The following is a 26,021-nucleotide window of genomic DNA, read 5'->3' as shown; positions in this document are numbered from 1 at the left end:
TCGTTGGGGGAGTGCGGCCTACTCGCCGTCCTCCGTCTTGCCCTTGCGCGGCTTCTTGGCCGGTTCCTTGGCGATGACCGAACTGGGAGTGTTCGGGGTCTCACCGACGTGCAGGTCGGCCGGAGCGATCTGGTCGTCCGAGGTGACGCCCGCACGCTCGTGGGCACCGGCGATCTCGGCCGCCTCGATCTCCTCATCGTGCGCCAGCGTGTGGTGCTGGTGCGCATCGGCGGCGGCGATCTCGGCCTGCGTGAGCGGCTGCAGGCGGTCCTCGAAGAACCAGCGCGAGATCGAGCTGCGCAGGTTCTCGTGCCACGGGATGCGACCCTTCGCGTTCGGACGCACGACGAGCGGCTCATAGGTGGAGTAGTCGATGAGCTTCCAGCGGTCGTACACGTCGACCGGCTGGTGCACCTCGATGAACTCGCCACCGGGGAGGCGGACGATGCGACCCGACTCGTAGCCGTGCAGCACGATCTCGCGGTCCTTCTTCTGCAGCGCGATGCAGATGCGCTTCGTGACGAAGTATCCGAGCACGGGGCCGACGATCAGCAGCGCCTGGAGTGCGTGGATCACACCCTCCATGGTCAGCATGAAGTGCGTTGCCATGAGGTCGGACGAGGCAGCTGCCCAGAGGACCGCGTAGAAGATCATGCCTGCGACGCCGATGGCGGTGCGGGTCGGGGCGTTGCGGGGACGGTCGGCGATGTGGTGCTCGCGCTTGTCACCGGTGACCCAGGCCTCGATGAACGGGTACAGAGCGACCACGACGATGAACAGTCCGAGCACCAGCACCGGGATCACGATGCCGAGCGACAGCGTGAAGTTGCCGAGCGGAACGTCGAGGTTCGGCGGAGCCAGACGCAGGGCGCCGTCTGCGAAGCCGATGTACCAGTCAGGCTGCGTGCCGGCCGAGATGGGGGACGGGTCGTAGGGGCCGTAGTCCCAGAACGGAAGGATCTGGAAGAACGACGCGATCAGCACGATCACACCGAAGACGATGAAGAAGAAGCCGCCCATCTTCGACATGTAGACCGGCATCATCGGGTAGCCGACGACGTTGTCGTTCGTGCGGCCGGGGCCGGCGAACTGGGTGTGCTTGTTGATCACCATCAGCATGAGGTGGAGGACGATGAACGCGATGACCAGCAGCGGCAGCAGCAGGATGTGCATCGTGTAGAGGCGTCCGACGATGTCGTCGCCAGGGAACTCCCCGCCGAAGATCAGGAACGAGGTCCAGGTGCCGATCAGCGGCAGGCCCTTGATCATGCCGTCGATGATGCGGAGGCCGTTACCCGAGAGCAGGTCGTCGGGAAGCGAGTAGCCGGTGAATCCCTCGGCGAGAGCGAGGATGAAGAGCACGAAGCCGATCACCCAGTTGAGCTCGCGAGGCTTGCGGAACGCGCCGGTGAAGAAGACGCGCAGCATGTGGATTCCGATGCCCGCGATGAACACGAGCGCGGCCCAGTGGTGGATCTGGCGGACCAGGAGTCCACCGCGGATGTCCCATGAGATGCGAAGGGCCGACTCGAAGGCGGCGGTCATCTCGACACCGCGCAGCGGCGCGTATGCGCCCGTGTAGTGCGTGGGAGCCATCGACGCCTGGAAGAAGAACGTCAGGAACGTTCCCGACAGGAACACGGCCACGAACGCCCAGAGAGCGATCTCACCCAGCATGAACGACCAGTGGTCGGGGAAGATCTTGCGACCGAGCTCCTTGACGAAGCCCGACAGGCTGGTGCGCTCGTCGATGTAGTTCGCCGTCGCGCCGATGAAGCGTCCGCCCAGGGGCTTCTGCTTGGTTTCCTCTTTAAGAGTTGCGGTGCTCAATGACGCTCCCAGAAGCTCGGGCCGACGGGTTCGGTGAAGTCGCGCTGCGCGATGAGGTAGCCCTCATCGTCGACGGCGATGGGCAGCTGCGGCAGCGGGCGGGCGGCCGGGCCGAAGATGACCTTGGCGTGGTCCGTGACGTCGAACTGCGACTGGTGGCACGGGCACAGCAGGTGGTGGGTCTGCTGCTCGTACAGGGCCACGGGGCAGCCGACGTGGGTGCAGACCTTGGAGTACGCGACGATTCCGTCGTACGACCAGTCCTTGCGGTCCTCCGCCTCGATGAGCTGCTCGGGGCGAAGGCGCATGAGCAGAACGATGGCCTTGGCCTTCTCCTCCATGTAGCCGTCGTGGTGACCCAGCTCGGCGAGCGGCTCGGGGATCACGTGGAAGGCGGAGCCGAGCGTGACGTCTGCGGCGCGGATGGGGGTTCCCTCCGGGTCGCGCGCCAGACGCATGCCCTTCTCCCACATGGTGTGCTTGAGCAGCGCGACCGGGTCGCCGGCGATGGGGTTGCCGTGCGAGTTGTTGTGCGGCGCGAGACCGCGGAACAGAGTGACTCCGGGGAGGATGGAGGCGGCGACGGCGGCGATCAGCGAGTTGCGGATCACGGTGCGACGGCCGAAGCCCGAGTCGTCGTTCGCCTCCGAGAACGCCTGCACCGCTGCGGCACGGGTCGTGTCCTTGCCGCGGGTGGGGTGGCGGTGCTCGATGTACTCCTTGTCGGACATCAGCGCCTTCGACCAGTGGATCGCGCCGATGCCGAGCGCCAGCAGCGCGAAGGCGATGCCGATGCCGATGTACATGTTGTTGTGGCGGATGTCGATCGCGAGGCCGCTCTCGATCGGGAACAGCATGTACGCGGCGACCGCCCAGATGCTGCCGGCGAGCGACAGGTAGAACAGGGTGTAGACCGTGCGGACCGCCGCCTTCTCGGCGCGCGGGTCCTTGTCGGTCATCCGCTCACGGTGTGGCGGCAGTCCCGGGTTCTCCGCAGGATCGCTGACTGCGACGCCCAGCCCCCGCGAGGGCTGGTAGGCCCTGTCAAGAGCCTGCGTGTCGTCGTCGTGTGCCATGGTGCTCCTCGTACGTAACTCTTCGATGAAAGTGCGTCAGTTGGACTTCGCCGTGATCCACACGGTGAGGGCGACGAGCGCGCCGATTCCGAAGATCCAGATGAACAGGCCCTCCGACACCGGACCGAGCGACCCGAGCGTGAAGCCGCCGATCTGCACGGCCTCCTGCTGGTAGACGAGGGCGGCGATGATGTCGCGCTTGTCTTCGGTGCTCAGGTTCATGTCGCCGAAGACCGGCATGTTCTGCGGGCCGGTGACCATCGCGGCGTAGATGTGCAGCGGGCTGGTCGAGGTCAGCGCGGGGGCGTACTTGCCCTCGGTGAGCGCACCACCGGCCGCGGCGACGTTGTGGCACATCGCGCAGTTGATGCGGAACAGCTCCGCACCGTGGGCGATGTCGACCTCGTCGTTCGCGTTGTCGGGGTTCTCCTCACCGGCGGTCACCCAGTCCTGCGGGTAGTTCGGGCCCGGAGCGACGCTCTGCACGTACGCGGCCATGGCGCGGATCTGCGCATCGGTGAACTGCGGCTGCTTCTGCGGCGCCTGCGGTCCCTGCATCTGCAGCGGCATGCGGCCGGTGGCGAGCTGGAACTCGACGGAGAGCTCGCCGACGCCGACGAGGCTCGGGCCCTCGCTCGTGCCCTGCATGTCGAGTCCGTGGCAGGTGGCGCAGTTCGCGGTGAACAGCTTCTCGCCGTCCTCCACCGTCAGCTCTGCCGTCGCGCTCGTCTGAGCGTCGGTCGTGGATGCCATCGCAGCCGACGCGCCGGCGTAGGCGCCTCCGGTGAGCAGCAGGCCGGCGCCGATCAGGGCGGCAGCGGCGAGGGGACTGCGGCGACCGCGCGAGCGGTGCTTCTTCTCTCGTGCCATTTCGGGAAATCGCTCCGCTCTTATTTCAGGAAGTAGATGACGGCGAACAGGGCGACCCAGACGACGTCGACGAAGTGCCAGTAGTACGACACGACGATCGAGGAGGTCGCCTCCTTGTGGCCGAAGTTCTTGACGGCGTAAGCGCGGCCGATGACCAGCACGAAGGCGATCAGACCACCCGTGACGTGCAGCGCGTGGAAGCCGGTGGTCAGGTAGAACGCCGAGGCGTACGAGTCCGCCTGGATGGGCATGCCCTCCGCGACGAGCTGGGCGTACTCCCAGACCTGGCCGCTGACGAAGATCGCGCCGAGGATGAAGGTGAGCCAGAACCACTCGACCATGCCCCAGCCGAACAGGCGACGACGGCCGAAGGCGTTCACCTGGCCCTTGTCGATGCGGTAGGGCTGCAGGTCCTCAGCGGCGAAGACGCCCATCTGACAGGTGAAGGACGACGCGACCAGGATCGCCGTGTTCACCGCTGCGAACACGACGTTCAGCAGCTCGGTGCGATCGGCCCAGAGCTCGGGGGAGGTGCTGCGCAGCGTGAAGTAGATCGCGAAGAGTCCCGCGAAGAACATGACTTCACTGCCGAGCCACACGATGGTGCCGACAGCGACCGGATTGGGGCGCTTGATGGTTCTTGCCGCCGGGGCATACGTCGCTGAGGTGGTCACCTGACCATTATGGCCGATTCCGTGCGCGGATTCTTGCACCGGCGTGGCCTGTCCCGCTGTCCCGCGACTAAGGAGAACCTAAGAAGTACCTGCGAATGTGCTCTCTTTCCGCGCAGAACGCGCGCTGCGACGCCGGATCACCCGAGTGCGACCGCGGATCACGCGTCGTCATCTCGAATCGGCATCATCCTGTGCGCGATTAGGATCGCAGTCATGGCTGACACCCTCACCTGGCCCGATCTGCTCTCGACTCTGCTCAACCGGCGCGATCTCAGCGTGTGGGAGTCGACGTGGGCGATGCGTCAGGTGATGCGGGGCAAGGTGTCGGATGCCCAGCTCGCCGGCTTCCTCGTGGCGCTCCGCGCCAAGGGCGAGACCATCGACGAGATCGTGGGCTTCCGTGACGCGATCCTCGAGGCGGCGGTGCCGCTTCCCGTCTCCTCCGACGTGCTCGACATCGTCGGCACCGGAGGCGACCGGATCGGCACCGTGAACATCTCCACCACCGCGGCCATCGTCATCGGGGCCTCGGGCATCCCCGTGGTCAAGCACGGCAATCGGGCAGCCAGCTCGTCCTCCGGCTCCTCCGACGTGCTCGCAGCCCTCGGCCTCGACATCTCCCTCGACCCCGAGCGCGTCGCGGCCGCACTCGAGCGCACCGGCATCACCTTCGCCTGGGCCGCCGCGTTCCACCCCGGCTTCAAGCACGCGGGCGTGGCGAGGTCTGAGCTCGCGGTGCCGACGGTGTTCAACATGCTCGGGCCGCTGTGCAACCCTGCTCGCGCAGAGGCGAACGCCGTCGGCGTCGCCCAGCTCGATCGGGTGCCGCTGATCACCGGAGTCTTCCGCACTCGCGGCGCGACGGCTCTCGTGTTCCGCGGCGACGACGGACTCGACGAGCTCACGACGACGGGTCACAGTCGCATCTGGGAGGTCACCCGTGGCGACATCCACGAGCACGACCTCGATCCGCGCGATCTCGGCATCCCGCTGGCCGACCTCGACGACCTCGTCGGCGGATCGCCCGAGCACAACGCGACCGTGCTGCGCCGCACGCTCGGCGGCGAGACCGGGCCGGTGCGCGACATCGTCCTCCTCAACGCAGCTGCGGGCATCGTCGCCTACGAGCTGTCGCACGATTCGACGCTGACGCAGATCCCCATCGTCGAGCGCCTGCGCGATGCGTACACCCGTGCCGCTGCGGTCGTCGACGACGGACGCGCGGTCGCGAAGCTCGACCAGTGGGTGCAGGTCACCCGGGAGCCGCTTCCCGCCTGAGCGGGGTGATGCACCGTGGATGCCGCAGACGCCCTCCTCGAGATCGCATCGCTGCTCGAACGCGAGCGCGCGTCGCGGTATCGCGCCAAGGCGTTCCGGCAGGCCGCAGCCGTCGTGGCGTCGCTGCCGGCGGATGTGCTGGACGACCCCACGCTGCTGAAAGCGCAGAAGGGCATCGGCGACTCCACCTTCGCCGTGATCCGCCAGGCGCAGCAGGGCCAGGTTCCCGACTACCTGGTCGAGCTCCGCGGTGAGGTCGAACCCGAGCGGCGCTCAGCTCTGCGAGCACGGTTGAAGGGCGATCTGCACAGTCACACCGACTGGTCCGACGGCACGACCCCTATCGAGACGATGGTGGCGGCGGCCCGCGCGCTCGGCCACGAGTACATCGCCATCACCGATCACTCGCCGCGTCTCAGAGTCGCCCGCGGGCTGTCCGCGGAGCGGCTGCGCGAGCAGATCCCGCTGGTGCGCGCCCAGTCGGGCGACGGGCTCACCGTGCTGGCAGGGATCGAGGTGGACATCCTCGAAGACGGAGGGCTCGACCAGACCCCTGAGATGCTCGACGAGCTCGACATCGTCGTCGCGTCGGTGCACTCCAAGCTGCGAATGGATTCCGCGCCCATGACCAGGCGCATGCTCTCCGCGGTGTCGCACCCGAGGGTGAACGTCCTCGGGCACTGCACAGGCCGGCTCGTGGAGGGGTCGCGCGGCACCCGTCCGCGGTCGGATTTCGACGCCAGGGCGGTGTTCGCGGCCTGCGCCGAGAACGGCGTGGCCGTCGAGATCAACTCGCGACCAGAGCGGCAGGACCCGCCGGACGATCTGATCGAGATCGCGCTCGAGGCGGGGTGCCTGTTCTCCATCGACTCCGATGCGCACGCGCCCGGTCAGCTCTCCCTGCTCGACCACGGCGCCGAGAGGGCTGAGGCCGCCGGCGTGCCGGCGGAGCGGATCGTGACGGCATGGGGACTCGATCGCCTGCGCGCCTGGGCCCGCGGCTGACCGGCCGCGCCGCGGTCGAGCGTCAGGAGCCGGATGCCAGGGCGCTGAGCGCGCGTGTCATCGACGTGCCCAGGTTCCACTTCTCCGCGAGGGCGCCGGCGGCGTCCCGATCGACGTCGCTCAGCGGACCGAGCGCGGTGCCGGGGGCCGAGATGTCGAGGCCGGTCGCCACCTTCACGACGGTGGGAGCGACGTCGAGATAGTCGGATGTCTCGGCGAACCGGGCGGCCGCCGTCGCCGTGAGCTGCCCTTCTGCCGCCGCAGCGCGGATGCCGGCGAGGTCGCCGTGCGAGCGCAGCAGCGCCGCGGCTGTCTTCTCGCCGATGCCCTTCACCCCCGGCAGGCCGTCGGATGCGTCGCCGCGCATGGTGGCGAAGTCGGCGTACTGCGAGGGGAGGACTCCGTACTTGGCGACCACGGTCTGATCTGTCACGACCTCGAGATTGCTCATGCCCCTCGCGGTGTAGATCACACGCACATCTCGGCTGTCGTCCACCAGCTGGAAGAGGTCTCGGTCGCCGGTGACGATGTCGACCGGAAGTGACGCGTGCGTCGCCAGGGTGCCGATCACATCGTCGGCCTCGTGCGCGGCGACGCCGATGATCGGGATGCCGAGCACGCCGAGCACTTCGCGGATCAGCGGTATCTGCTGCTGCAGGGCATCCGGTACCTCCTCGACGTCCGGTGCCGCGGCGACCTCCTCGACCACGCGGTGCGCCTTGTAGCCGGGGATGAGGTCGACGCGCCACTGCGGGCGCCAGTCGTCGTCCCAGCAGGCGATGAGCTGGGAGGGCTGGTACAGGGTCACGAGCTTGGCGATGATGTCGAGCAGTCCGCGGGTCGCGTTCACGGACGATCCATCCGGCGCCTTGACCTTGTCGGGCACGCCGAAGAAGGCCCTGAAGTAGAGGCTGGCGGTGTCGAGCAGCATCAGACGTTCTGTCACAGCTCCAGCATAGGAGGAGAGGGCAGCGGTGCTCCCGCGGATCTGATAATCTGAAGTGTCACTCGTGGCGGGCCTGTGCCTGCCCTCGTGGCATCGCACTCAACATCCAACCGCTTCGAGGATCCATCCCGGCGTGCGCGCCGACCGTCGAAGCCCGATCATCCATTCACAAGGACAACCCACTACATGACTAGCGCAACGACCGCCCCGGCCACCAAGCAGGTCGCGATCAACGACATCGGCTCTGCTGAGGACTTCCTGGCCGCGGTCGAGAAGACCCTGAAGTTCTTCAACGACGGCGACATCATCGAGGGCACGATCGTCAAGATCGACCGCGATGAGGTTCTGCTCGACGTGGGCTACAAGACCGAGGGCGTCATCCCCTCGCGCGAGCTCTCCATCAAGCACGACGTGGACCCCAACGAGGTCGTCGCCGTCGGCGACCAGGTCGAGGCCCTCGTTCTCCAGAAGGAGGACAAGGAAGGCCGTCTGATCCTCTCCAAGAAGCGCGCACAGTACGAGCGCGCCTGGGGCGATGTCGAGAAGATCAAGGAGAACGACGGCGTCGTCACCGGCACCGTCATCGAGGTCGTCAAGGGCGGCCTCATCGTCGACATCGGACTGCGCGGCTTCCTGCCCGCGTCGCTCATCGAGCTGCGCCGCGTCCGCGACCTCACCCCGTACCTGGGTCAGGAGCTCGAGGCCAAGATCCTCGAGCTCGACAAGAACCGCAACAACGTGGTGCTCAGCCGCCGCGCCCTGCTCGAGCAGACCCAGTCGGAGTCGCGCACCACGTTCCTGAACAACCTGCACAAGGGTCAGGTCCGCAAGGGTGTCGTCTCGTCGATCGTCAACTTCGGTGCGTTCGTCGACCTGGGCGGCGTGGACGGTCTCGTGCACGTCTCCGAGCTGTCGTGGAAGCACATCGAGCACGCGTCCGAGGTCGTCGAGGTCGGCCAGGAGGTCACCGTCGAGATCCTCGAGGTCGACCTGGACCGCGAGCGCGTCTCGCTGTCGCTGAAGGCGACCCAGGAAGACCCGTGGCAGGTGTTCGCCCGCACGCACGCGATCGGCCAGATCGCACCGGGCAAGGTCACCAAGCTCGTTCCGTTCGGTGCGTTCGTCCGCGTCGCAGACGGCATCGAGGGCCTCGTGCACATCTCCGAGCTCTCCAGCAAGCACGTCGAGCTGGCTGAGCAGGTCGTGTCCGTCGGCGAAGAGGTCTTCGTCAAGGTCATCGACATCGACCTCGAGCGTCGTCGCATCTCGCTGTCGCTGAAGCAGGCCAACGAGTCGGTCGACCCCAACGGCACCGAGTTCGACCCGGCACTGTACGGCATGCTCGCCGAGTACGACGAGAACGGCGAGTACAAGTACCCCGAGGGCTTCGACGCCGAGACCGGTGCCTGGAAGGAAGGCTTCGATGCTCAGCGCGAGGCATGGGAGCAGGAGTACGCCGCTGCCCAGGCTCGCTGGGAGGCTCACAAGGCTCAGGTCGTCAAGGCCGCCGAGGCCGAGGCCGCCGCTGGCGAGGACTTCGGTGCGCAGTCGTTCTCGAGCGACTCGACCGGCGCCGGCACCCTGGCCGACGACGAGGCTCTCGCCGCGCTGCGCGAGAAGCTCTCGGGCGGCAACAGCTGATCACCGATCAGGTTCGGGAACGGGTCGTCACCTTCGGGTGGCGGCCCGTTCCGCGTCTGCGGCACCTGTCGTCCTCCCGCAGGGATGCCAGGATGGGAGGATGCCACTCATCGCGCTCACCGGGGGCATCGCCTCGGGGAAGTCGACCATCGCCGCTCGTCTCGCGGAGCACGGTGCGACGATCATCGACGCGGACGGGATCGTCCGCGAGGTTCAGCAGCCGGGAAGCCCGGTCCTCGAGGCGATCGCCGCGTCCTTCGGCGCGGAGGTCATCGCCGCCGACGGCACCCTGGACAGAGCCGCCCTCGGTACGAGGGTGTTCGGCGACGACGAGGCGCTCCAGCGGCTCAACGCGATCGTGCACCCGGCCGTGCGCGTCGAATCCCAGCGGCGCTTCGACGCCGCTCTCGCCGCTGATCCGTCTGCGGTCGTCGTGTACGACGTGCCGCTGCTCGTCGAGGCGCGGGTCGACGATCCATGGGATCTCATCGTCGTCGCCGATGCGCCCGCCGAGGTGCGCATCCAGCGCATGGTGGAGCTGCGCGGGATGTCCGAGGACGACGCCCGGCGTCGAATCGGCGCCCAGGTGCCCGACGACGTGCGACGCGCCATCGCGGACGTCGTCATCGACACGTCGGGGAGCGTCCAGCACACGATCGAGCAGGTGGATGCCCTCTGGCGGTCGCTGTCGGTGACCGCATGATCGCCGAGTACCTCGCCGCATACGACACCCAGCTGCGCGGCACCGTGGAGGTCGTGCACGCCGTCGACGTCGTCGCGCTCGGACCTCTGATCCTGGCCGACTTCGACGGCGGGCGCGGGTTCATCAGCGGACGTGATCTCGACGGAGCCGATGCCAACGGCCTGCGGGGACTCGTCGACGCCGCACTCGCCCATTTCGCCTCGCGTCCCGGCATCTGGTCGGTGGAGTGGAAGACGCGGTCGCACGATCACGCGCCCGGTCTGCACGACGCGCTCCTCGAGCGCGGGTTCGCGCCCGAGGAGCCGGAGTCGATCATGATCGGCGAGGCGTCCCTGCTCGCTCAGGATGTCGCGCTTCCCGACGGGGTCGAGCTGCGTCGCGCGAGGACCGACGACGAGGTGCTCGCCATGGAGCGGATGCAGGGAGAGGTCTTCGCCGACCCCGACTGGCGCTCGCGCGCCGAGGCGACCATCCGCCGGCTGCGCGAGGACGAGTCGATGCAGCTGTGGACCGCCGTCGCCGCGGGGGAGGTCGTCAGCGCAGGGCGACTCGAACCGGTCGACGGCACCGACTTCGCCGGCCTCTGGGGCGGCGCGACCCGACCCGAATGGCGGGGGAGGGGGATCTACCGCGCGCTGACCGCGGAGCGCGCTCGCGCGGCTCTCGCACAGGGCAAGCGCTACCTGCAGTCCGATTCGACCGAGTTCTCTCGGCCCATCCTCGAGCGCTCGGGGCTCGTGAAGGTATCGAGCACGACGCCCTATGTCTGGACGCCCCCGCTGGGCTGAGTGGAGCTCCGTTCCCGCCGACGTCGTCCCGCCCGCCGCACGACGAGGACGGCCGCGATGATCAGGCCGACCAGCAGCAGGAGTGCGAGCACCGGCACGACGATCGCCGCGGCTGCCAGGGCGAAGGACGCGCCGTCCTCGACCGTGCTGAGCACAGGGGCTGCCAGGCCCGCGGTCGCGGTGTTGGCGGCCACTCGGCCGGTGGCCTTGACGACGTGCACGATCAGTGCGATCACGATCCCGGAGACGATGGGCGCCCAGGTGCTCTCGGAGAAGAAGGCCGACGGGTCGTCGACGGCGACGGTCTGCGCGCTGGCCCCGGCGCCGAAGGCGATGCCCCCCGATGCCGGGCGCAGGATGCTCTGCACGATGTCATTGACCGAGTCGAGTGCCGGGATCTTGTCGGCCACGATCTCGAGCACGAGCAGAGCTCCCAGGATCCACAGTGCGATGTCGCTCGACAGCCACGACCAGCCGGCGGGGAGGTCGACGGCGGGGAGCAGCCGATCCGACAGCCCGAGCAGGAAGAGGGGCATCCATGCGTTGAGTCCTGCCGAGGCGGCGAGGCTGCTGCCGATGATGAACTCGATCACGGTCACACTCTACGACCGGCCAGGCGCGATGAGCGGAGTCGGCCTCGGTGTCGGAGGCTGCTCGTAGGCTTGAGGGATGCAACCCACGCGCAGCGTCCGCCCCTTCGAGGTCGTCAGCGAGTACATGCCCGCAGGTGACCAGCCGCAGGCCATCGCCGAGCTCGCCGCACGCATCAATGCCGGCGAGACCGATGTCGTGCTCCTCGGAGCAACAGGCACGGGCAAGTCGGCGACGACGGCGTGGCTCATCGAGCAGGTGCAGCGGCCGACCCTGGTGATGGCCCACAACAAGACGCTGGCGGCGCAGCTCGCGAACGAGTTCCGCGAGCTCATGCCGAACAACGCGATCGAGTACTTCGTCTCGTACTACGACTACTACCAGCCCGAGGCGTACGTGCCTCAGACCGACACCTTCATCGAGAAGGACTCCTCGGTCAACGCCGAGGTCGAGCGCCTGCGCCACTCGACGACCAACTCGCTGCTGAGCCGCCGCGACGTCGTGGTGGTCTCGACCGTGTCGTGCATCTACGGGCTCGGAGCGCCGGAGGAGTACCTGCGTGCCATGGTCGCGCTGCAGGTGGGGGAGCGCTACGACCGCGACGCGCTGATCCGTCAGTTCATCTCGATGCAGTACAACCGCAACGACGTCGACTTCTCGCGAGGCAACTTCCGGGTGCGCGGCGACACGATCGAGATCATCCCCGTGTACGAGGAGCATGCGATCCGCATCGAGCTGTTCGGAGACGAGATCGAGGCGCTGTACTCGCTGCATCCGCTCACCGGCGAGGTCATCGCGAAGCTGGATTCCGTGCCGATCTTCCCCGCGTCGCACTATGTCGCTGGCACCGACGTCGTGCAGCGCGCCATCGGCACCATCGAGCACGAGCTCGAGGAGCGGCTGGCCGAGCTGGAGCGCCAGGGCAAGCTGCTCGAGGCACAGCGTCTGAGGATGCGCACGACGTTCGACATCGAGATGCTGCAGCAGCTCGGCTTCTGCTCCGGCATCGAGAACTACTCGCGCCACATGGACGGACGGGCGCCTGGCGAGCCGCCGCACACGCTGCTCGACTTCTTCCCCGACGACTTCCTGCTCGTGATCGACGAGTCGCACGTGACCGTCCCGCAGATCGGCGCGATGTACGAGGGCGATGCCTCGCGCAAGCGCACCCTCGTCGAGCACGGCTTCCGTCTGCCGAGCGCCATGGACAACCGTCCCCTGCGCTGGGACGAGTTCAAGAACCGCATCGGTCAGACCGTGTACCTGTCGGCGACGCCTGGCAAGTACGAGATGGGCATCGCCGACGGCGTCGTCGAGCAGATCATCCGTCCCACCGGCCTCGTCGACCCCGAGATCATCGTGAAGCCCTCGAAGGGACAGATCGACGACCTGCTCGAGGAGATCCGTCTGCGGGTCGAGCGCGATGAGCGGGTGCTCGTCACCACCCTCACGAAGAAGATGGCGGAGGAGCTCACCGACTTCCTCGGCGAGCACGGGGTGCGCGTTCGGTACCTGCACTCCGACGTCGACACGCTCCGCCGGGTCGAGCTGCTCAGCGAGCTGCGTGCCGGGGTGTACGACGTGCTGGTCGGCATCAACCTGCTGCGCGAGGGGCTCGACCTTCCCGAGGTCTCGCTCGTCGCGATCCTCGACGCCGACAAGGAGGGGTTCCTGCGTTCCGGCACCTCGCTGATCCAGACCATCGGCCGTGCGGCGCGAAACGTGTCGGGTGAGGTGCACATGTACGCCGACAACATGACGGACTCGATGTCGAAGGCCATCGAGGAGACGGAGCGCCGTCGCGAGAAGCAGATCGCGTACAACAAGGAGAACGGGATCGACCCGCAGCCGCTGCGCAAGCGGATCGCCGACATCACCGAGGTCCTCGCACGCGAAGCGGCCGACACGGCCGACATGCGATCCGCGCGCAGCAAGAGCGGCAAGGGCAAGTCGCCGACGCCGAACCTTCGGCGCACGGGCATTGCGGCGGAGGGGGCGGCCCAGCTCGAGGACACGATCGCGGATCTGTCCGACCAGATGCTCGCAGCGGCGAGCGAGCTCAAGTTCGAGTTGGCCGCGCGTCTGCGCGACGAGGTGCAGGATCTCAAGAAGGAGCTGCGGGCGATGGAGCGGGCAGGGCACGCCTGACCGAGGAGCAGGCCGGAGCCGGACGGGTCAGGGGCAGTGCATCAGCGGCTTCGGCCCGCTGCGGTCGATGGTGTGCTGGTTCATCGGAGCGCCGCACAGCGGGCACGCCCGCTCCGCACGCTCATCGGCGCTGGGTGGCAGCGTGGGCTCGTACGGCCCCACGGATGCGGGCCCGGCGAAGCGTATGAGATTCGTGTTGAACCACGCGTACAGGCCTCCCGCTTCGCGAATGCGGGTGCGCAGGGGGACGCGTTCGGATTCCTCGGCCATATCCTTAGTGTACTAAATATCTGTGGACGAATAGAATCGAACGCATGACCTCCGACGACGACCTCCTCAGACTCGAGAACCAGCTCTGCTTCGCCATGGTCACGGCGGCTCGCAATGTGGTCGCCGTCTATCGTCCGATCCTCGAGCCCCTCGGGCTGACCCACCCGCAGTACCTCGTGATGCTCGCCCTCTGGGAGCGCTCGCCGCGTTCGCTCACCGATCTCGCCGCCGAGCTCGCCCTCGAGCCCGCCAGCGCCTCGCCACTCGTCAAGCGGCTCGAGAAGGACGGACTCGTCGAGCGCACCCGCAGCGCCGTCGACGAACGCCGGCTCGACATCACCCTGACCGACGAGGGCAGGGCCCTGCGGGCAAGGGCCGTCGACGTCCCGCACGCTGTGATGGCTGCAGTGGGCACGGGCATCGAAGAGGTGGCCTCGCTGCGCGATGCGCTCAAGCCCTTCGCCGGTCGTTCGACGGCGACCGATTGAGAGGGTTCTCCACAGGCATCCGCGGTCCGCGCGGGAGCACCCTAGGCTGACGGACATGACGGTCAGCACGGAGCAGGGACGGCGGGGGCGATCGCCCAGGTCGTCCGGCCGCTCCGCGATCGCCCAGGTCGCCGCCCTCGGTCTGTTCGTCGTGGCGATCGCCGCCGCCGCTCTTGCCGGTCTTCCCACGTTCTCCGCCGTCGACAGCGAAGCTGCGCCGCGCGAGGGGCAGAAGGCGCTGCAGACCCCGACGTTCGAGCCGTCTCCGCCCCCGGCTGAGCCTCAGGAGCCGAACCTGGTCTTGATGATCATCGGGATCGTGCTGCTCGCGGTCGCGGTCACGCTGGTGCTCATCGCCATCATTCGGCTGGCGAGACGGCTGCTCGCCGCCCTTCGCGATCGGATGAGGGCGCTGCCGGAGGCGGCGGAGACAGAGGTCGAGACGGCCACGGCCCCGTCGCCAGAGGAGCCGCTGGATGCGACCGCAGTGCAGCGCGGCATCGCCGTGGCGCTGTCCAGCATCGCGGCGCATCGCGACCCGGGCGATGCGATCGTCACGGCCTGGCTCGGCCTCGAGGAGACGGCATCCGACGCGGGCGCGGGACGAGGCCGCTCCGAGACGCCGGCGGAGTTCACTGTGCGCATCCTGACGAGACGGCCGGGGATCGACGAACCGGCGCGCATCCTGCTGCGTCTGTATGAGCAGGTGCGCTTCGGCAGCACGCCGGCCGACGAGCGGATGCGGCGCGAAGCCGAGCGGGCGCTCGCCGCGATCGAGCGGGGGTGGCGATGAAGGGCCTTCGTCGCGCAGTGCTCCCCACGGTGGTCGGCGCCATCGCCGTCGCGGCCCTCCACGCGCTCGGGGTGCAGAGCCCGTTCGCATGGGCATGGGGGATCCTCGCGGCCGGCGTGGCGCTGCTGCTGGGCATCCGGATGCCGGAGGACCCGCGACTCGACGCGCCGGGACGACCTGCCGACCAGCGCTACGTCGGCTCGGAGGTGTCGCGACTCGCGTGGGCGATCGACGCCCGCAACGACACCGTGAACGAGGCGGTCACGCGCCGGGTGCGGGCGACGCTCCGACGCCGGCTCAGCCGACTCGGAATCGATGTCGACGACGTGTCGCAGGCCGCCGACGTCGATCGCCTTCTGGGGGCCGGCCTCTGGAGACGACTGACCGGGCGTCGCACGACGATCCGCGACATCCGCGACGGGCTCGACGCGGCCGAGCGGCTGGAGGGCATCACGTCGAGCACCGCGTCGCCGGGCGGGTCAGACGCGTCCGTGCGCCCGACCGGACCATCTCAGAAGGAGAGGACAGCATGAACGTCGAGGACATCGCCGAGACCGGGCGCCGCATCCGCGCCGCCGTCGCCACAGTCGTGGTGGGGATGGACGGGCCGCTCGAGATCGCGCTCGCGACCATCCTGGCTGGCGGTCATGTGCTCTTCGAGGATGTACCCGGCCTCGGCAAGACCGTGGCCGCCCGCAGCCTGGCATCGGCGCTCGGGCTCTCGTTCCGGCGTCTGCAGTGCACGCCGGACATGCTGCCTGGTGATGTGACCGGATCATACGTCTACGCACCTGACACCGGCGAGTTCGTCTTCCGTCGCGGGCCGATCTTCACGGGACTGCTGCTCGCCGACGAGATCAATCGCACCACCCCGAAGACGCAGTCCGCGATGCTCGAGGCGATGGCGGAGCGGCAGGTGACCGTCGAGGGGAACAGTTTCGCGCTGGAGGCGCCGTTCCATGTGATCGCGACGGCGAACCCGATCGAGTATGAGGGCACGTACGCGCTTCCCGAGGCACAGCTCGACAGGTTCATGGTGCGGCTCTCGGTCGGATACCCTGACCACGCCGGCGAGACCGCGATCCTGCTGGCTCGGGTGCGCCGCCGTCGGGAAGCGGCCGAGGTGCCCGCGGTGCTGGCACCGGGCGAGCTCGCCGCGGTGCAGCACGCCGTCGAGCAGATCCACGTCGATCCCGATGTGGCAGCGTACTGCGTCGCGCTGGCCGCAGCCACGCGGCAGGCGCAGCATGTCGCCGTCGGCGCCTCCCCGCGCGGCTCGCAGACCCTGCTGCTGGTCGGCAGGGCGCTGGCGGCGCTCGACGGGCGGGACTTCGTGCGCCCGGACGACATCAAGCGCGTCGCCGTGCCGGCGCTCGCGCATCGGCTCACCCTGACGCCCCAGGCGTGGGCGCAGGGCGTCGACCCCGCCGAGCTGGTGCGCGCCGTGGTCGGCTCAGTGCCCGTCCCGCCCAGCGTCGCCGCAGCCAGGGCCTGAGGGATGTCGACCGATGCACCGTCGCGCCCCAGCCCGGCGCTGCTGTTCGCGGTCGTGGGCGCGCTCGCAGCACTGATCGCGGGGCTCGTGCTCGCCCGGCCGGATGTCATCGCGATCGGCGTCCCGCTCGCTCTGTGGGCGGCTCACGCTCTGAGCGTCAGCGGAGTCGACGTGGACATCGAGATCGAGAAGCGCAGCAGCGGCGACGAGGGCTGGGTCCACGACGACATCCTCGTCGGCGACGGCACCGAGCTCGTCGACGTCTCGATCATCCAGGCCGATCGTCGGCGTCGGCGGGTCGTCGTCGCCGGGGGCGCCCGGCTGCGCGCCGCCAGCCGCGCACTGCATTCGGGCCCGCTGCGCTCGGTCGAGGTCGCGGCACGCGGGATGCAGGTGGACGGAGCCCAGCTCGGCCGGCCGAGCGCGGGCATCGTGGCCGTGCACGCCGTGCCGCCCGCTGCCCCGCGACTGCCCCGGATGCCTCTGGCTCCGCGCCTGACGGGGCTGCACGGCTCGCACGAGGGCACCAGGCCCGGCCAGGGCGGTGACTTCCGCGACATCCACCCCTTCGCTCCCGGGGACGAGCTGCGCCGGGTCGACTGGAAGGCGACCGCGCGGGCTGCGCGCAGGCCGGGGGAGCTGCTGATCCGGAGGACGAACGCCCTGAGCGACGCATCCGCCGTGATCGTGATGGACACCGCCGACGACCTGGGCGCCATGGTGTCGACGTGGGGCACGACCGATCTGAGGCGCAGCGGAGCGACCTCCCTCGATCACGCACGCAGTGCAGCAAGGGCGATCGCCGAGGCGACGGTCGCGCAAGGCGATCGCGTGGCCTTCCACACACTCGCCCTCTCCGGGCGCTCGGTGCGCAGCGGCGGCGGGCGCAGGCACCTCGCACGGGTGGTCGCCGAGATCGCGGCGAGCGGACGGGCCGGCGACGACTCGAGGTTCCGCCGCACGCCGCCGGTGCCGCACGGCTCGATCATCCACGTGCTGTCTGTCTTCTTCGACGGCGCCGCCGCCGAGATCGCGCTGCGGTGGAGAGCCGGCGGGCACCGCGTGATCGCCGTCGACGTGCTTCCGGAACTCGATCGCGCCAGGCTGAGCATGGAGCGCATGCTCGCGTTGCAGGTGCTGCTCGCCGAGCGTCACGACATGCTGCGAGGACTGGAGGAGTCCGGCGTGGAAGTGGTGCGCTGGGACGCGGACCGCAGTGCGGTCTGGACGGCGCTGTCGCGGGTGCGCGCACAGGCGGTCGGGGTGATCCGATGAGGCGTGACGAGACGCTGCGCATCGGGCTGAGCGCGCCTGGGCTGCTGCTGCGGGTGCTCGTCGTGCTCGTCGCGGTGGCGGCGGCGACCCTGCTCGGCGCGACTCCCGTGTGGTTGGCGGTGGTGGGTGTCCTCGCCGTGTTCGGGGCGGTGACGCCTGTCTACGCCGGGGCGTGGATGGCCGCGGCGGTGCTGGTGGGGCTGCTCATCGTGCCAGGGCCGGACGGGGGCCGCGCGGCGCTCGTGGTGGCCGCGGTGCACGCGCTGCACGTGCTCGGCGCGCTCTCGCTCGTCGTCCCCGCGACCGCCCGAGTGTCGCTCAGGGCGCTGCGGCCGACGGCCGTGCGCTTCGCGTGGATGCAGGCGGTCGGCCAGGTGGTCGTGCTCGCCATCGGGGCGATCCCGTCGCGGGGCTCGTTTCCGCTCGCGGTGATCGCGGGTGCGGCGGCCGTGTTCGCGCTCACGCTCGGGGCGCGGCTGATGCTCGGACCGAGCCGTCTGGCGGCGTTCCCGAGGGCCGCGAGGCGTTCGCCCTCGGCTGATGCGGAGCCCAGTGTCGGTGGCCGCTCCTAGACTTGGACGGTGCCCATCGTTCCTGTCGCCTCCTCCGCAAAACTGAGTGTCCGCGGTGCCCGCGTGCACAATCTGAAGAACGTCGACATCGACATCCCGCGGGACTCGCTGGTCGTCTTCACCGGACTGTCCGGGTCGGGGAAGTCGAGTCTCGCGTTCGACACCATCTTCGCCGAGGGGCAGCGACGCTACGTCGAATCGCTGAGCGCGTACGCCCGGCAGTTCCTCGGCCAGGTCGACCGACCCGACGTGGATTTCATCGAGGGCCTCAGCCCCGCGGTCTCGATCGACCAGAAGTCGACCAACCGCAACCCGCGCTCCACGGTCGGCACGATCACCGAGATCCACGATTACATGCGCCTGCTGTGGGCGCGCATCGGCATCCCGCACTGTCCCGAGTGCGGCGAGCGGATCCAGCGTCAGACCGTGCAGCAGATCGCCGACCAGCTGATCGAGCTGCCAGAGCGCACGCGGTACCAGATCGTGGCACCGGTCGTCACGCAGAAGAAGGGCGAGTTCGTCGACCTCTTCAAGGAGCTCGGGGCGAAGGGCTACTCCCGGGCGATCGTCGACGGAGAGCTGGTGCAGCTGGCCGAGCCTCCGACGCTGAAGAAGAGCTACAAGCACGACATCGCGGTCGTGGTCGACCGGCTGGTGGCGTCGGGCGACATCCTCGGTCGCGTCACGGACTCGGTCGAGACGGCACTGGGCCTCGCCGGCGGCATCATGCAGGTCAACTTCGTCGACGAGGAGGGCGATGCCGCCTGGCAGTCGTTCTCCGAGAAGCTCGCCTGCCCCAACGGGCACGCGATCACGCTCACCGAGATCGAGCCTCGCACGTTCTCGTTCAACGCGCCCTTCGGCGCCTGCCCCGCCTGCGCGGGGCTCGGCACGCGCATGTCGGTGGACGTCGACCTGATGCTCGGCGATGAGGACCTCTCGATCCGCGAGGGCGTCATCCTGCCCTGGACGACTCAGGGCAAGGGGCTCTTCCAGTACTACGAGCGTCTGCTGGAGGGTCTTGCGCGCGACCTCGACTTCTCGCTCGACACGCCCTGGAACAAGCTGCACTCCGATGTGCGCGAGGCCGTGCTGCGCGGCGACAACTACAAGGTCAGCGTCAAGTGGAAGAACCGCTACGGCCGCGAGATGCGCTACACCTCGGGCTTCGAAGGCGTCGTGCCCTACATCGAGCGTCAGTACCTGCAGGCCGAGTCCGACACACAGCGCGGCCGCTGGGGCGAGTACCTGCGCGAGGTGCCGTGCCCGGTGTGCGACGGCGCCCGGCTCAAGCCCGAGGTGCTCGCGGTGAAGGTGCACGGGCATTCGATCGCCGAGGTGTCCGGTCTCAGCCTCGCCGACGCGAGCACGTTCATGCACGAGCTCGAGCTCACCGAGCGCGAGGCGAAGATCGCGGCGCAGGTGCTGCGTGAGATCCGCCTGCGCCTGGAGTTCCTGCTGCAGGTGGGCCTGTCGTACCTGAACCTCGGCCGTTCTGCCGGTTCGCTCTCGGGCGGAGAGGCCCAGCGCATCCGCCTGGCGACGCAGATCGGCTCGGGCCTGACCGGGGTGCTGTACGTGCTCGACGAGCCGTCGATCGGTCTGCACCAGCGCGACAACCGGCGCCTCATCGAGACCCTCGTGCGCCTGCGCGACCTGGGCAACACGCTGATCGTCGTCGAGCACGACGAGGAGACGATCGAGGCGGCGGACTGGGTCGTCGACATCGGGCCTGGCGCCGGCGTCGGCGGCGGCGAGGTGGTGCACTCAGGCCCCTACTCGGCGCTGCTCGCCGAGACGGGCTCGATGACCGGCGACTATCTCGCCGGCCGCCGTGAGATCGCCACGCCCGCGAAGCGCCGTAAGATCGACAGGAAGCGGATGCTGAGCGTCGTCGGCGCGCGCGCGAACAACCTCAAGAACGTCACCGCCGACTTCCCGCTCGGAGTGCTCACGGCCGTCACCGGCGTCAGCGGCTCAGGCAAGTCCTCGCTGGTGAACGACATCCTGTACCAGGTGCTCGCCGGCCGTCTCAACGGCGCGCGCACCGTCCCGGGCAAGCACACCCGCGTGACCGGCCTCGACAACCTCGACAAGGTCGTGCACGTCGACCAGGCACCCATCGGCCGCACCCCGCGATCGAACCCGGCGACGTACACGGGCGTGTTCGACCGCATCCGCACGCTCTTCAGCGAGACCCCCGAGGCGAAGGTCCGCGGCTATCAGCCGGGGCGCTTCAGCTTCAACGTGAAGGGCGGCCGCTGCGACGCGTGCTCCGGCGACGGCACGATCAAGATCGAGATGAACTTCCTGCCCGACGTGTACGTCGACTGCGAGGTCTGCCACGGAAAGCGGTACAACCGCGACACTCTCGCGGTGCATTACAAGGGCAAGAACATCGCCGAGGTGCTCGAGATGCCGATCGCCGAGGCCGCGGAGTTCTTCGAGCCGATCCAGGCGATCCACCGGTACATGAAGACGCTCGTCGACGTGGGCCTCGGCTACGTGCGCCTCGGCCAGGCCGCGACGACTCTCTCCGGAGGAGAGGCGCAGCGGGTCAAGCTCGCCACCGAGCTGCAGCGCCGAAGCAATGGGCGCAGCATCTACGTGCTCGACGAGCCGACCACCGGTCTGCACTTCGAGGACGTGCGAAAGCTGCTCGAGGTGCTGAACGGGCTGGTTGACAAGGGCAACACGGTGATCGTCATCGAGCACAACCTGGACGTCATCAAGTCGGCCGACTGGGTGATCGACCTCGGTCCTGAAGGCGGCTCCGGCGGAGGGCAGATCCTCGCGGCGGGCACCCCCGAGCAGATCGCCGAGGTCGAGGAGAGCCACACCGGCTCGTTCCTCGCCGAGATCCTCGGGCAGGAGCGCGGCGCGCGCAAGGCCGGCTGATGGCCGACGTCCTCCCGTACAAGCCGCGAGCGGGCGAGATCCCCACCGACCCCGGCGTCTACCGCTTCCGTGACGCCGACGGCCGCGTGCTGTACGTCGGCAAGGCGAAGAACCTCCGTCAGCGCCTGTCGAACTACTTCGCCCCGTTGCGCACACTGCACGAGCGCACCCGGCGGATGGTCACGACCGCGGCGTCCGTCGAGTGGACCGTCGTCGCGACAGACGTCGATTCGCTGCAGCTCGAGTACATGTGGATCAAGGAGTTCGATCCGCCGTTCAACGTGCGCTACAAGGACGACAAGTCGTATCCCTTCATGGCGATAACACTCGCCGACGAGGCGCCGCGGGTCATGGTGACGCGCAACAGGCGCATTCCAGGCGCCCGGTACTTCGGTCCGTATCCCAAGGTGTGGGCCGTGCACGAGACCATCGACCTGATGGTGAAGGCGTTCCCGATCCGCACCTGCAGCGATTCCAGCTATCGCCGCGCCATGCAGACCGGCAGGCCGTGCTTCCCCGGCCAGATAGGCAAGTGCGGCGGGCCGTGCTCGATGACGGTCACCATCGAGGAGCACCGTGCCATGGTCGACGACTTCGTCGCCTTCATGGCGGGTGGCGACGAGCGGTTCACGCGCGATCTCACCAAGCGGATGCTGGCGGCATCCGCCGCGATGGACTACGAGGCCGCCGCGCGGTTCAGAGACAAGCTCACCGCGATCGACGCCGTGCTGGGCAAGAGCGCACTCGTGCTCCCGTCTGACGAGGATGCCGACCTGTTCGGAATCGCGGAGGACGAGCTCTCGGCGGCGGTGCACCACTTCGTGATCCGCGGCGGTCGTGTGCGAGGCGTCCGCTCGCTCGCCGTCGACAAGGAACTCGACATCAGCCGGGGCGAGCTCGTCGACCAGATCCTGCAGAGGGTGTACGGCGACTCGCCCGACATCCCGCGGCGAGTGCTCGTGCCGACCCTGCCCGACGACGCCGCCGAGCTCGAGCAGTGGCTGCGCGATCGGCGCGGACGCCGCGTCGAGATCGCCGTCGCCCAGCGGGGGCAGCGCGCCGACCTCATGCGCACGGCCACGCTCAACGCCCAGCAGGCGCTGCTGCGTCACAAGACGCGCCGTACCAGCGACTACGTCGCGCGCACGCAGGCGCTCACCGACCTGCAGGAGGCGCTCGGCATGGACGAGGCGCCGCTGCGCATCGAGTGCTTCGACATCTCCCACCTCGGCGGCACGAACGTGGTCGCGTCGATGGTCGTCTTCGAAGACGGACTGCCGCGCAAAGACCAGTACCGCTCGTTCAACATCACCGAGACCACCGACGACACCGATTCGATTTACCAGGTGCTCATGCGCCGTCTGGCGAGGGTGGACTCCGGGCCCGAGGCGCCCGAGGACGACGACGAGACTGAGGGCAGACGGCGCCCGCGCTTCGCCTACCGGCCTCAGCTGCTCGTCGTCGACGGCGGCCAGCCGCAGGTGCAGGCCGCCGCGCGTGCGCTGCGCGACAGCGGGCACACCGAGATCGCGCTATGCGGCATCGCCAAGCGGCTCGAGGAGATCTGGGTCCCCGACGACGACTTCCCGGTGATCCTCCCGCGCACCAGTGAGGCCCTCTATCTCGTGCAGCGCCTGCGCGACGAGGCGCATCGCTTCGCGATCACGCATCAGCGCAAGCGCCGGCGCCGCGACATCCAGACCGTCCTGCGTGAGATCCCCGGCCTCGGCGACGCGCGGATCAAGGCGCTGCTGACCCATTTCGGCTCGGTCACGGCGCTTCGCGGCTCGACTCCGGAGCAGATAGGCGAGGTCGCTGGCATCGGGCCGGTGCTCGCAGCCACCATCCACGCACATCTCGCCGACGGACGCGCTCCCGCGACTCGCTAGGCTGGGATCAGGGAAGGGAGCAGAGCATGGCGGCCGCAGAAGAGGGCGAGTTCCTGATCGTCACCGGGATGTCGGGAGCCGGGCGCACGACCGCTGCGAACGCGCTCGAGGACCTCGGATGGTACGTGGTCGACAACCTCCCGCCGCAGATCCTCCGCCCGCTGCTCGAGCTCACCGACATGGGAGCGGGGAACCTGCCCAAGATCGCGGCCGTCGTCGACGTCCGCGGGCGTGGACTGTTCGACGAGCTCCCTGAGGTCTACCGTGCGCTGCGCGCCCGCGGCGGGGTGAAGGTGCTCTATCTCGACGCCTCCGACGACGTCCTCGTGCGGCGCTACGAATCGGTGCGCCGACCGCACCCGCTGCAGGGCGACGGCACGCTCCTCGACGGCATCCGCGCCGAGCGTGCCCGACTGGCCACGATCCGCGAGGCGGCCGACCTGCTCATCGACACCTCGTCACTGAACATCCACCAGCTGGCGATGCAGGTCTCCGAGATGTTCTCCGAGGAGGGGGCGGCGCGCCACCGCCTCACCATCCTGAGCTTCGGATTCAAGTACGGCCTGCCCACCGACGTAGACCTGGTCGCCGACATGAGGTTCCTGCCGAATCCGTTCTGGAACGAGGATCTCCGCGATCTCAGCGGCCGCGACGAGGCGGTGCGCGACTACGTGCTCGGCCTCCCCGGCTCGGCGCAGTTCCTGGATTCCTATGCCGAGGCGCTGCGTCCGGTGCTCGAGGGCTACCAGCGCGAGAACAAGAGCCACTCCACGGTCGCAATCGGATGCACGGGCGGCAAGCACCGCTCGGTGGCCATGAGCGAGGAGCTCGCCAGGCGTCTGGCCGACGCTCCCGGCGTCGCGATCAACGTGCGTCATCGGGATCTCGGCCGGGAGTGACCCTGGATCGAGTCGGTGCCGAGGCCGGGCGCCTTGTAGGCTAGTCCCTTGCGTCGCGATCCGACGCCTGGATCGTGAGGAGTCCCGTGGCACTAACCACCGACGTCAAGGCCGAGCTCGTCAGCGTGCGCAACGCACCCCCGACGGTGCGTGTCGCTGAAGTGACGACGATCCTGCGCTTCGCGGGTGGTCTGCACTCCATCGCCGGTCGCGTCGCGGTCGAGGCCGAAGTGGATGCCGAGCTGCTGGCTCGTCGTGTGAGCCGCGATCTCGCGGAGATCTACGGCGTGCGTCCGGAGATCGCGCAGGTCAAGGCCAGCGTCGCGAACTCCGCCGGTGCCGGCAGCGGTGCCCGCTGGGCCGTCCGCGTCATCGCGGCGGGGGAGACCCTGGCCCGCCAGACCGGTCTGCTCGACGCGCGTCGTCGGCCCGTTCGCGGCCTGCCGAACCGGCTCACCACAGGATCCCCCGAGGAGCTCGCAGGCATCTGGCGCGGCGCATTCCTGGCATCCGGTTCCCTCAGCGAGCCTGGCCGATCAGCCATGCTGGAGGTCGCCTGCCCGTCGGGCGAGGCCGCCATGGCGCTCGTGGGCGCCGCGCACCGCCTCGGTGTCGCGGCGAAGGCGCGCGAGGTACGCGGCCTGCCGCGCGTGGTCGTGCGCGAAGGGGAGGCCATCCGCGCCATCCTCACCGCGATGGGTGCCCGCCGCACCGCCGTCGCGTGGGAGGAGATGCGCCAGCGCCGCGAGGTGCGCGCCGGAGTGAACCGCCTCGTCAACTTCGACGACGCGAACCTCCGCCGCTCGGCTCAGGCCGCCGTCGCCGCATGCGCGCGCGTGGAGCGCGCCCTGGAGATCCTCGGCGACGACGTGCCTGAGCACCTGCGCACCGCGGGCAGCCTTCGACTCGCGCACCGAGACGCCAGCCTCGACGAGCTCGGCCACCACGCCGACCCGCCGCTCACCAAGGATGCCGTCGCCGGCCGCATCCGCCGTCTCCTCGCGATGGCCGACAAGCGGGCTCAGCAGGAGGGCATCCCCGGCACCGAGGCGGCCGTTCCGGCCGGCCTGGACGGCTGACCCTCCCGTCCGATCCGTCATCCGGAACATCCCACCGGCTGCTGCGTTGTCGTCAGTAGGATGAAAAACGTCTGCTCTGCGAGGCACTTCGGCGTCGCAGAGGATCGGCAAGCGCCGCGGCGCGGCGCGGATTGGATGAAATCGACATGGCGACCTACACGCTCCCCGACCTTCCCTACGACTTCGCGGCTCTGGAACCGCACATCAGCGGCAAGATCATGGAACTGCACCATGACAAGCACCACGCCGCCTACGTCGCCGGCGCCAACGCGGCGCTGGACGGCCTCGCCGAGGCTCGCGAGAGCGGCAACCTCGCGAACGTGAACAAGCTCGAGAAGGACCTCGCGTTCAACCTCGGCGGACACGTCAACCACTCCATCTTCTGGACCAACCTGTCGCCCGAGGGCGGCGGACAGCCCGAGGGCGAGCTCAAGGCCGCCATCGACGAGTTCTTCGGCTCGTTCGAGAAGTTCCAGGCGCACTTCGCCGCCGCGGCCGCCGGCATCCAGGGCTCGGGCTGGGCCGTGCTCAGCTGGGATCCGATCGGCGCACGCCTGATCATCCAGCAGCTGTTCGACCAGCAGGCGAACACCGCGCAGGGCACCGTTCCGCTCTTCCAGCTCGACATGTGGGAGCACGCCTTCTACCTCGACTACCTCAACGTGAAGGCCGATTACATCAAGGCCGCGTGGAACATCGCCAACTGGCAGAACGTCGCGTCACGCTTCGAAATCGCGCGCGAGAAGACCTCCGGTCTGCTGGTACTGTCGTAAAAGACCGGCGTCCTAATGGGCGCTCGGCCCATTAGGACGC

Annotated in this window: 24 protein-coding genes; 17 read left to right on the top strand and 7 right to left on the bottom strand. The window is 68.8% G+C overall.

Annotation, left to right across the window (positions count from 1 at the left end):
* Positions 1–18 precede the first annotated feature (18 nt).
* Genes qcrB through ctaE form a run of 4 tightly spaced genes read right to left on the bottom strand, consistent with a single transcriptional unit; the run spans position 19 to position 4,450 of the window.
* Complete coding sequence (gene qcrB, locus FVO59_RS15660) at positions 19–1,830, bottom strand: cytochrome bc1 complex cytochrome b subunit (RefSeq protein WP_182253460.1); 1,812 nt, start codon at positions 1,828–1,830, stop codon at positions 19–21.
* Positions 1,827–2,906 (bottom strand): cytochrome bc1 complex Rieske iron-sulfur subunit, encoded by a 1,080-nt coding sequence (gene qcrA, locus FVO59_RS15655; RefSeq protein ID WP_182253459.1) that lies wholly within the window; start codon positions 2,904–2,906, stop codon positions 1,827–1,829. Before qcrA ends, qcrB begins: the two co-directional genes overlap by 4 nt.
* A 36-nt stretch (positions 2,907–2,942) precedes the next feature.
* Positions 2,943–3,776 carry a cytochrome bc1 complex diheme cytochrome c subunit gene (gene qcrC, locus FVO59_RS15650; RefSeq protein ID WP_182253458.1) on the bottom strand — a complete coding sequence of 278 codons (834 nt, stop codon included), beginning with the start codon at positions 3,774–3,776 and terminating at the stop codon, positions 2,943–2,945.
* A gap of 20 nt (positions 3,777–3,796) precedes the next feature.
* Complete coding sequence (gene ctaE / locus FVO59_RS15645; protein ID WP_182253457.1) at positions 3,797–4,450, bottom strand: aa3-type cytochrome oxidase subunit III; 654 nt, start codon at positions 4,448–4,450, stop codon at positions 3,797–3,799.
* A gap of 213 nt (positions 4,451–4,663) precedes the next feature.
* On the opposite strand from ctaE, the gene trpD reads away from it, so the two are divergent.
* Together trpD and FVO59_RS15635 are read left to right on the top strand one after the other, a co-directional pair.
* Positions 4,664–5,728, top strand: a complete 1,065-nt coding sequence (trpD, locus tag FVO59_RS15640) for an anthranilate phosphoribosyltransferase (protein WP_182253456.1) — start codon at positions 4,664–4,666, stop codon at positions 5,726–5,728.
* Positions 5,729–5,743: 15 nt separating this feature from the next.
* The gene (locus FVO59_RS15635) at positions 5,744–6,733 is read left to right on the top strand and encodes a PHP domain-containing protein (RefSeq protein ID WP_182253455.1); all 990 of its coding nucleotides are present in this window, start codon (positions 5,744–5,746) and stop codon (positions 6,731–6,733) included.
* Between the two features lie 22 nt (positions 6,734–6,755).
* Here the strand turns inward: FVO59_RS15635 and FVO59_RS15630 are convergent, their stop codons facing one another.
* The gene (locus FVO59_RS15630) at positions 6,756–7,679 is read right to left on the bottom strand and encodes a 5'-3' exonuclease (RefSeq protein WP_182253454.1); all 924 of its coding nucleotides are present in this window, start codon (positions 7,677–7,679) and stop codon (positions 6,756–6,758) included.
* A gap of 186 nt (positions 7,680–7,865) precedes the next feature.
* Here FVO59_RS15630 and rpsA point away from each other — a divergent pair, with 186 nt between their 5' ends.
* The 3 genes from rpsA (at position 7,866) to FVO59_RS15615 (ending at position 10,811) form a co-directional block, all read left to right on the top strand.
* Entirely contained in the window at positions 7,866–9,320 is a 1,455-nt protein-coding gene (rpsA, locus tag FVO59_RS15625) for a 30S ribosomal protein S1 (RefSeq protein WP_182253453.1), read from the top strand.
* A gap of 100 nt (positions 9,321–9,420) precedes the next feature.
* Complete coding sequence (coaE, locus tag FVO59_RS15620; RefSeq protein ID WP_182253452.1) at positions 9,421–10,023, top strand: dephospho-CoA kinase; 603 nt, start codon at positions 9,421–9,423, stop codon at positions 10,021–10,023.
* Entirely contained in the window at positions 10,020–10,811 is a 792-nt protein-coding gene (locus FVO59_RS15615; protein ID WP_182253451.1) for a GNAT family N-acetyltransferase, read from the top strand. The genes coaE and FVO59_RS15615 overlap by 4 nt, the downstream gene beginning before the upstream one ends.
* Here the strand turns inward: FVO59_RS15615 and FVO59_RS15610 are convergent.
* The gene (locus FVO59_RS15610; protein ID WP_182253450.1) at positions 10,784–11,404 is read right to left on the bottom strand and encodes a DUF4126 domain-containing protein; all 621 of its coding nucleotides are present in this window, start codon (positions 11,402–11,404) and stop codon (positions 10,784–10,786) included. The genes FVO59_RS15615 and FVO59_RS15610 overlap by 28 nt on opposite strands.
* 76 nt (positions 11,405–11,480) lie before the next feature.
* On the opposite strand from FVO59_RS15610, the gene uvrB reads away from it, so the two are divergent.
* On the top strand, positions 11,481–13,550 hold the full coding sequence (uvrB, locus tag FVO59_RS15605; RefSeq protein ID WP_182253449.1) for an excinuclease ABC subunit UvrB: 2,070 nt from the start codon (positions 11,481–11,483) through the stop codon (positions 13,548–13,550).
* A 27-nt stretch (positions 13,551–13,577) separates the two neighbouring features.
* Here the strand turns inward: uvrB and FVO59_RS15600 are convergent, their stop codons facing one another.
* Complete coding sequence (locus FVO59_RS15600) at positions 13,578–13,820, bottom strand: hypothetical protein (RefSeq protein ID WP_182253448.1); 243 nt, start codon at positions 13,818–13,820, stop codon at positions 13,578–13,580.
* A 44-nt stretch (positions 13,821–13,864) separates the two neighbouring features.
* Between FVO59_RS15600 and FVO59_RS15595 the strand changes: the two genes are divergently transcribed.
* The 11 genes from FVO59_RS15595 (at position 13,865) to FVO59_RS15545 (ending at position 25,981) form a co-directional block, all read left to right on the top strand.
* Positions 13,865–14,308 carry a MarR family winged helix-turn-helix transcriptional regulator gene (locus FVO59_RS15595; RefSeq protein WP_182253447.1) on the top strand — a complete coding sequence of 148 codons (444 nt, stop codon included), beginning with the start codon at positions 13,865–13,867 and terminating at the stop codon, positions 14,306–14,308.
* 55 nt (positions 14,309–14,363) lie between these two features.
* On the top strand, positions 14,364–15,101 hold the full coding sequence (locus FVO59_RS15590; protein WP_182253446.1) for a DUF4129 domain-containing protein: 738 nt from the start codon (positions 14,364–14,366) through the stop codon (positions 15,099–15,101).
* Positions 15,092–15,634, top strand: a complete 543-nt coding sequence (locus tag FVO59_RS15585; RefSeq protein ID WP_182253445.1) for a hypothetical protein — start codon at positions 15,092–15,094, stop codon at positions 15,632–15,634. Before FVO59_RS15590 ends, FVO59_RS15585 begins: the two co-directional genes overlap by 10 nt.
* Positions 15,631–16,596, top strand: a complete 966-nt coding sequence (locus tag FVO59_RS15580) for an AAA family ATPase (protein ID WP_182253444.1) — start codon at positions 15,631–15,633, stop codon at positions 16,594–16,596. The genes FVO59_RS15585 and FVO59_RS15580 overlap by 4 nt, the downstream gene beginning before the upstream one ends.
* Before the next feature lie 3 nt (positions 16,597–16,599).
* A complete protein-coding gene (locus FVO59_RS15575) occupies positions 16,600–17,871 on the top strand; it encodes a DUF58 domain-containing protein (protein WP_182253443.1) in 1,272 nt (423 codons plus the stop codon).
* Complete coding sequence (locus FVO59_RS15570; protein WP_182253442.1) at positions 17,868–18,443, top strand: hypothetical protein; 576 nt, start codon at positions 17,868–17,870, stop codon at positions 18,441–18,443. The genes FVO59_RS15575 and FVO59_RS15570 overlap by 4 nt, the downstream gene beginning before the upstream one ends.
* A 9-nt stretch (positions 18,444–18,452) precedes the next feature.
* Complete coding sequence (gene uvrA, locus FVO59_RS15565) at positions 18,453–21,341, top strand: excinuclease ABC subunit UvrA (protein WP_182253441.1); 2,889 nt, start codon at positions 18,453–18,455, stop codon at positions 21,339–21,341.
* Positions 21,341–23,230, top strand: coding sequence for an excinuclease ABC subunit UvrC (gene uvrC, locus FVO59_RS15560; RefSeq protein WP_182253440.1), 1,890 nt, complete (start codon positions 21,341–21,343; stop codon positions 23,228–23,230). Before uvrA ends, uvrC begins: the two co-directional genes overlap by 1 nt.
* 26 nt (positions 23,231–23,256) lie before the next feature.
* On the top strand, positions 23,257–24,129 hold the full coding sequence (gene rapZ / locus FVO59_RS15555) for an RNase adapter RapZ (protein ID WP_182253439.1): 873 nt from the start codon (positions 23,257–23,259) through the stop codon (positions 24,127–24,129).
* An 86-nt stretch (positions 24,130–24,215) separates the two neighbouring features.
* Complete coding sequence (gene whiA / locus FVO59_RS15550; protein WP_182253438.1) at positions 24,216–25,208, top strand: DNA-binding protein WhiA; 993 nt, start codon at positions 24,216–24,218, stop codon at positions 25,206–25,208.
* Positions 25,209–25,354: 146 nt separating this feature from the next.
* Positions 25,355–25,981, top strand: a complete 627-nt coding sequence (locus FVO59_RS15545; RefSeq protein WP_182253437.1) for a superoxide dismutase — start codon at positions 25,355–25,357, stop codon at positions 25,979–25,981.
* Positions 25,982–26,021: the final 40 nt, after the last annotated feature.

The organism is Microbacterium esteraromaticum (genome assembly GCF_014084045.1).
In the GTDB taxonomy this organism is placed as follows: domain Bacteria; phylum Actinomycetota; class Actinomycetes; order Actinomycetales; family Microbacteriaceae; genus Microbacterium; species Microbacterium esteraromaticum_D.
Note: the sequence above shows the minus strand (reverse complement) of the source record. Positions and strands in the feature narration are given on the sequence as shown.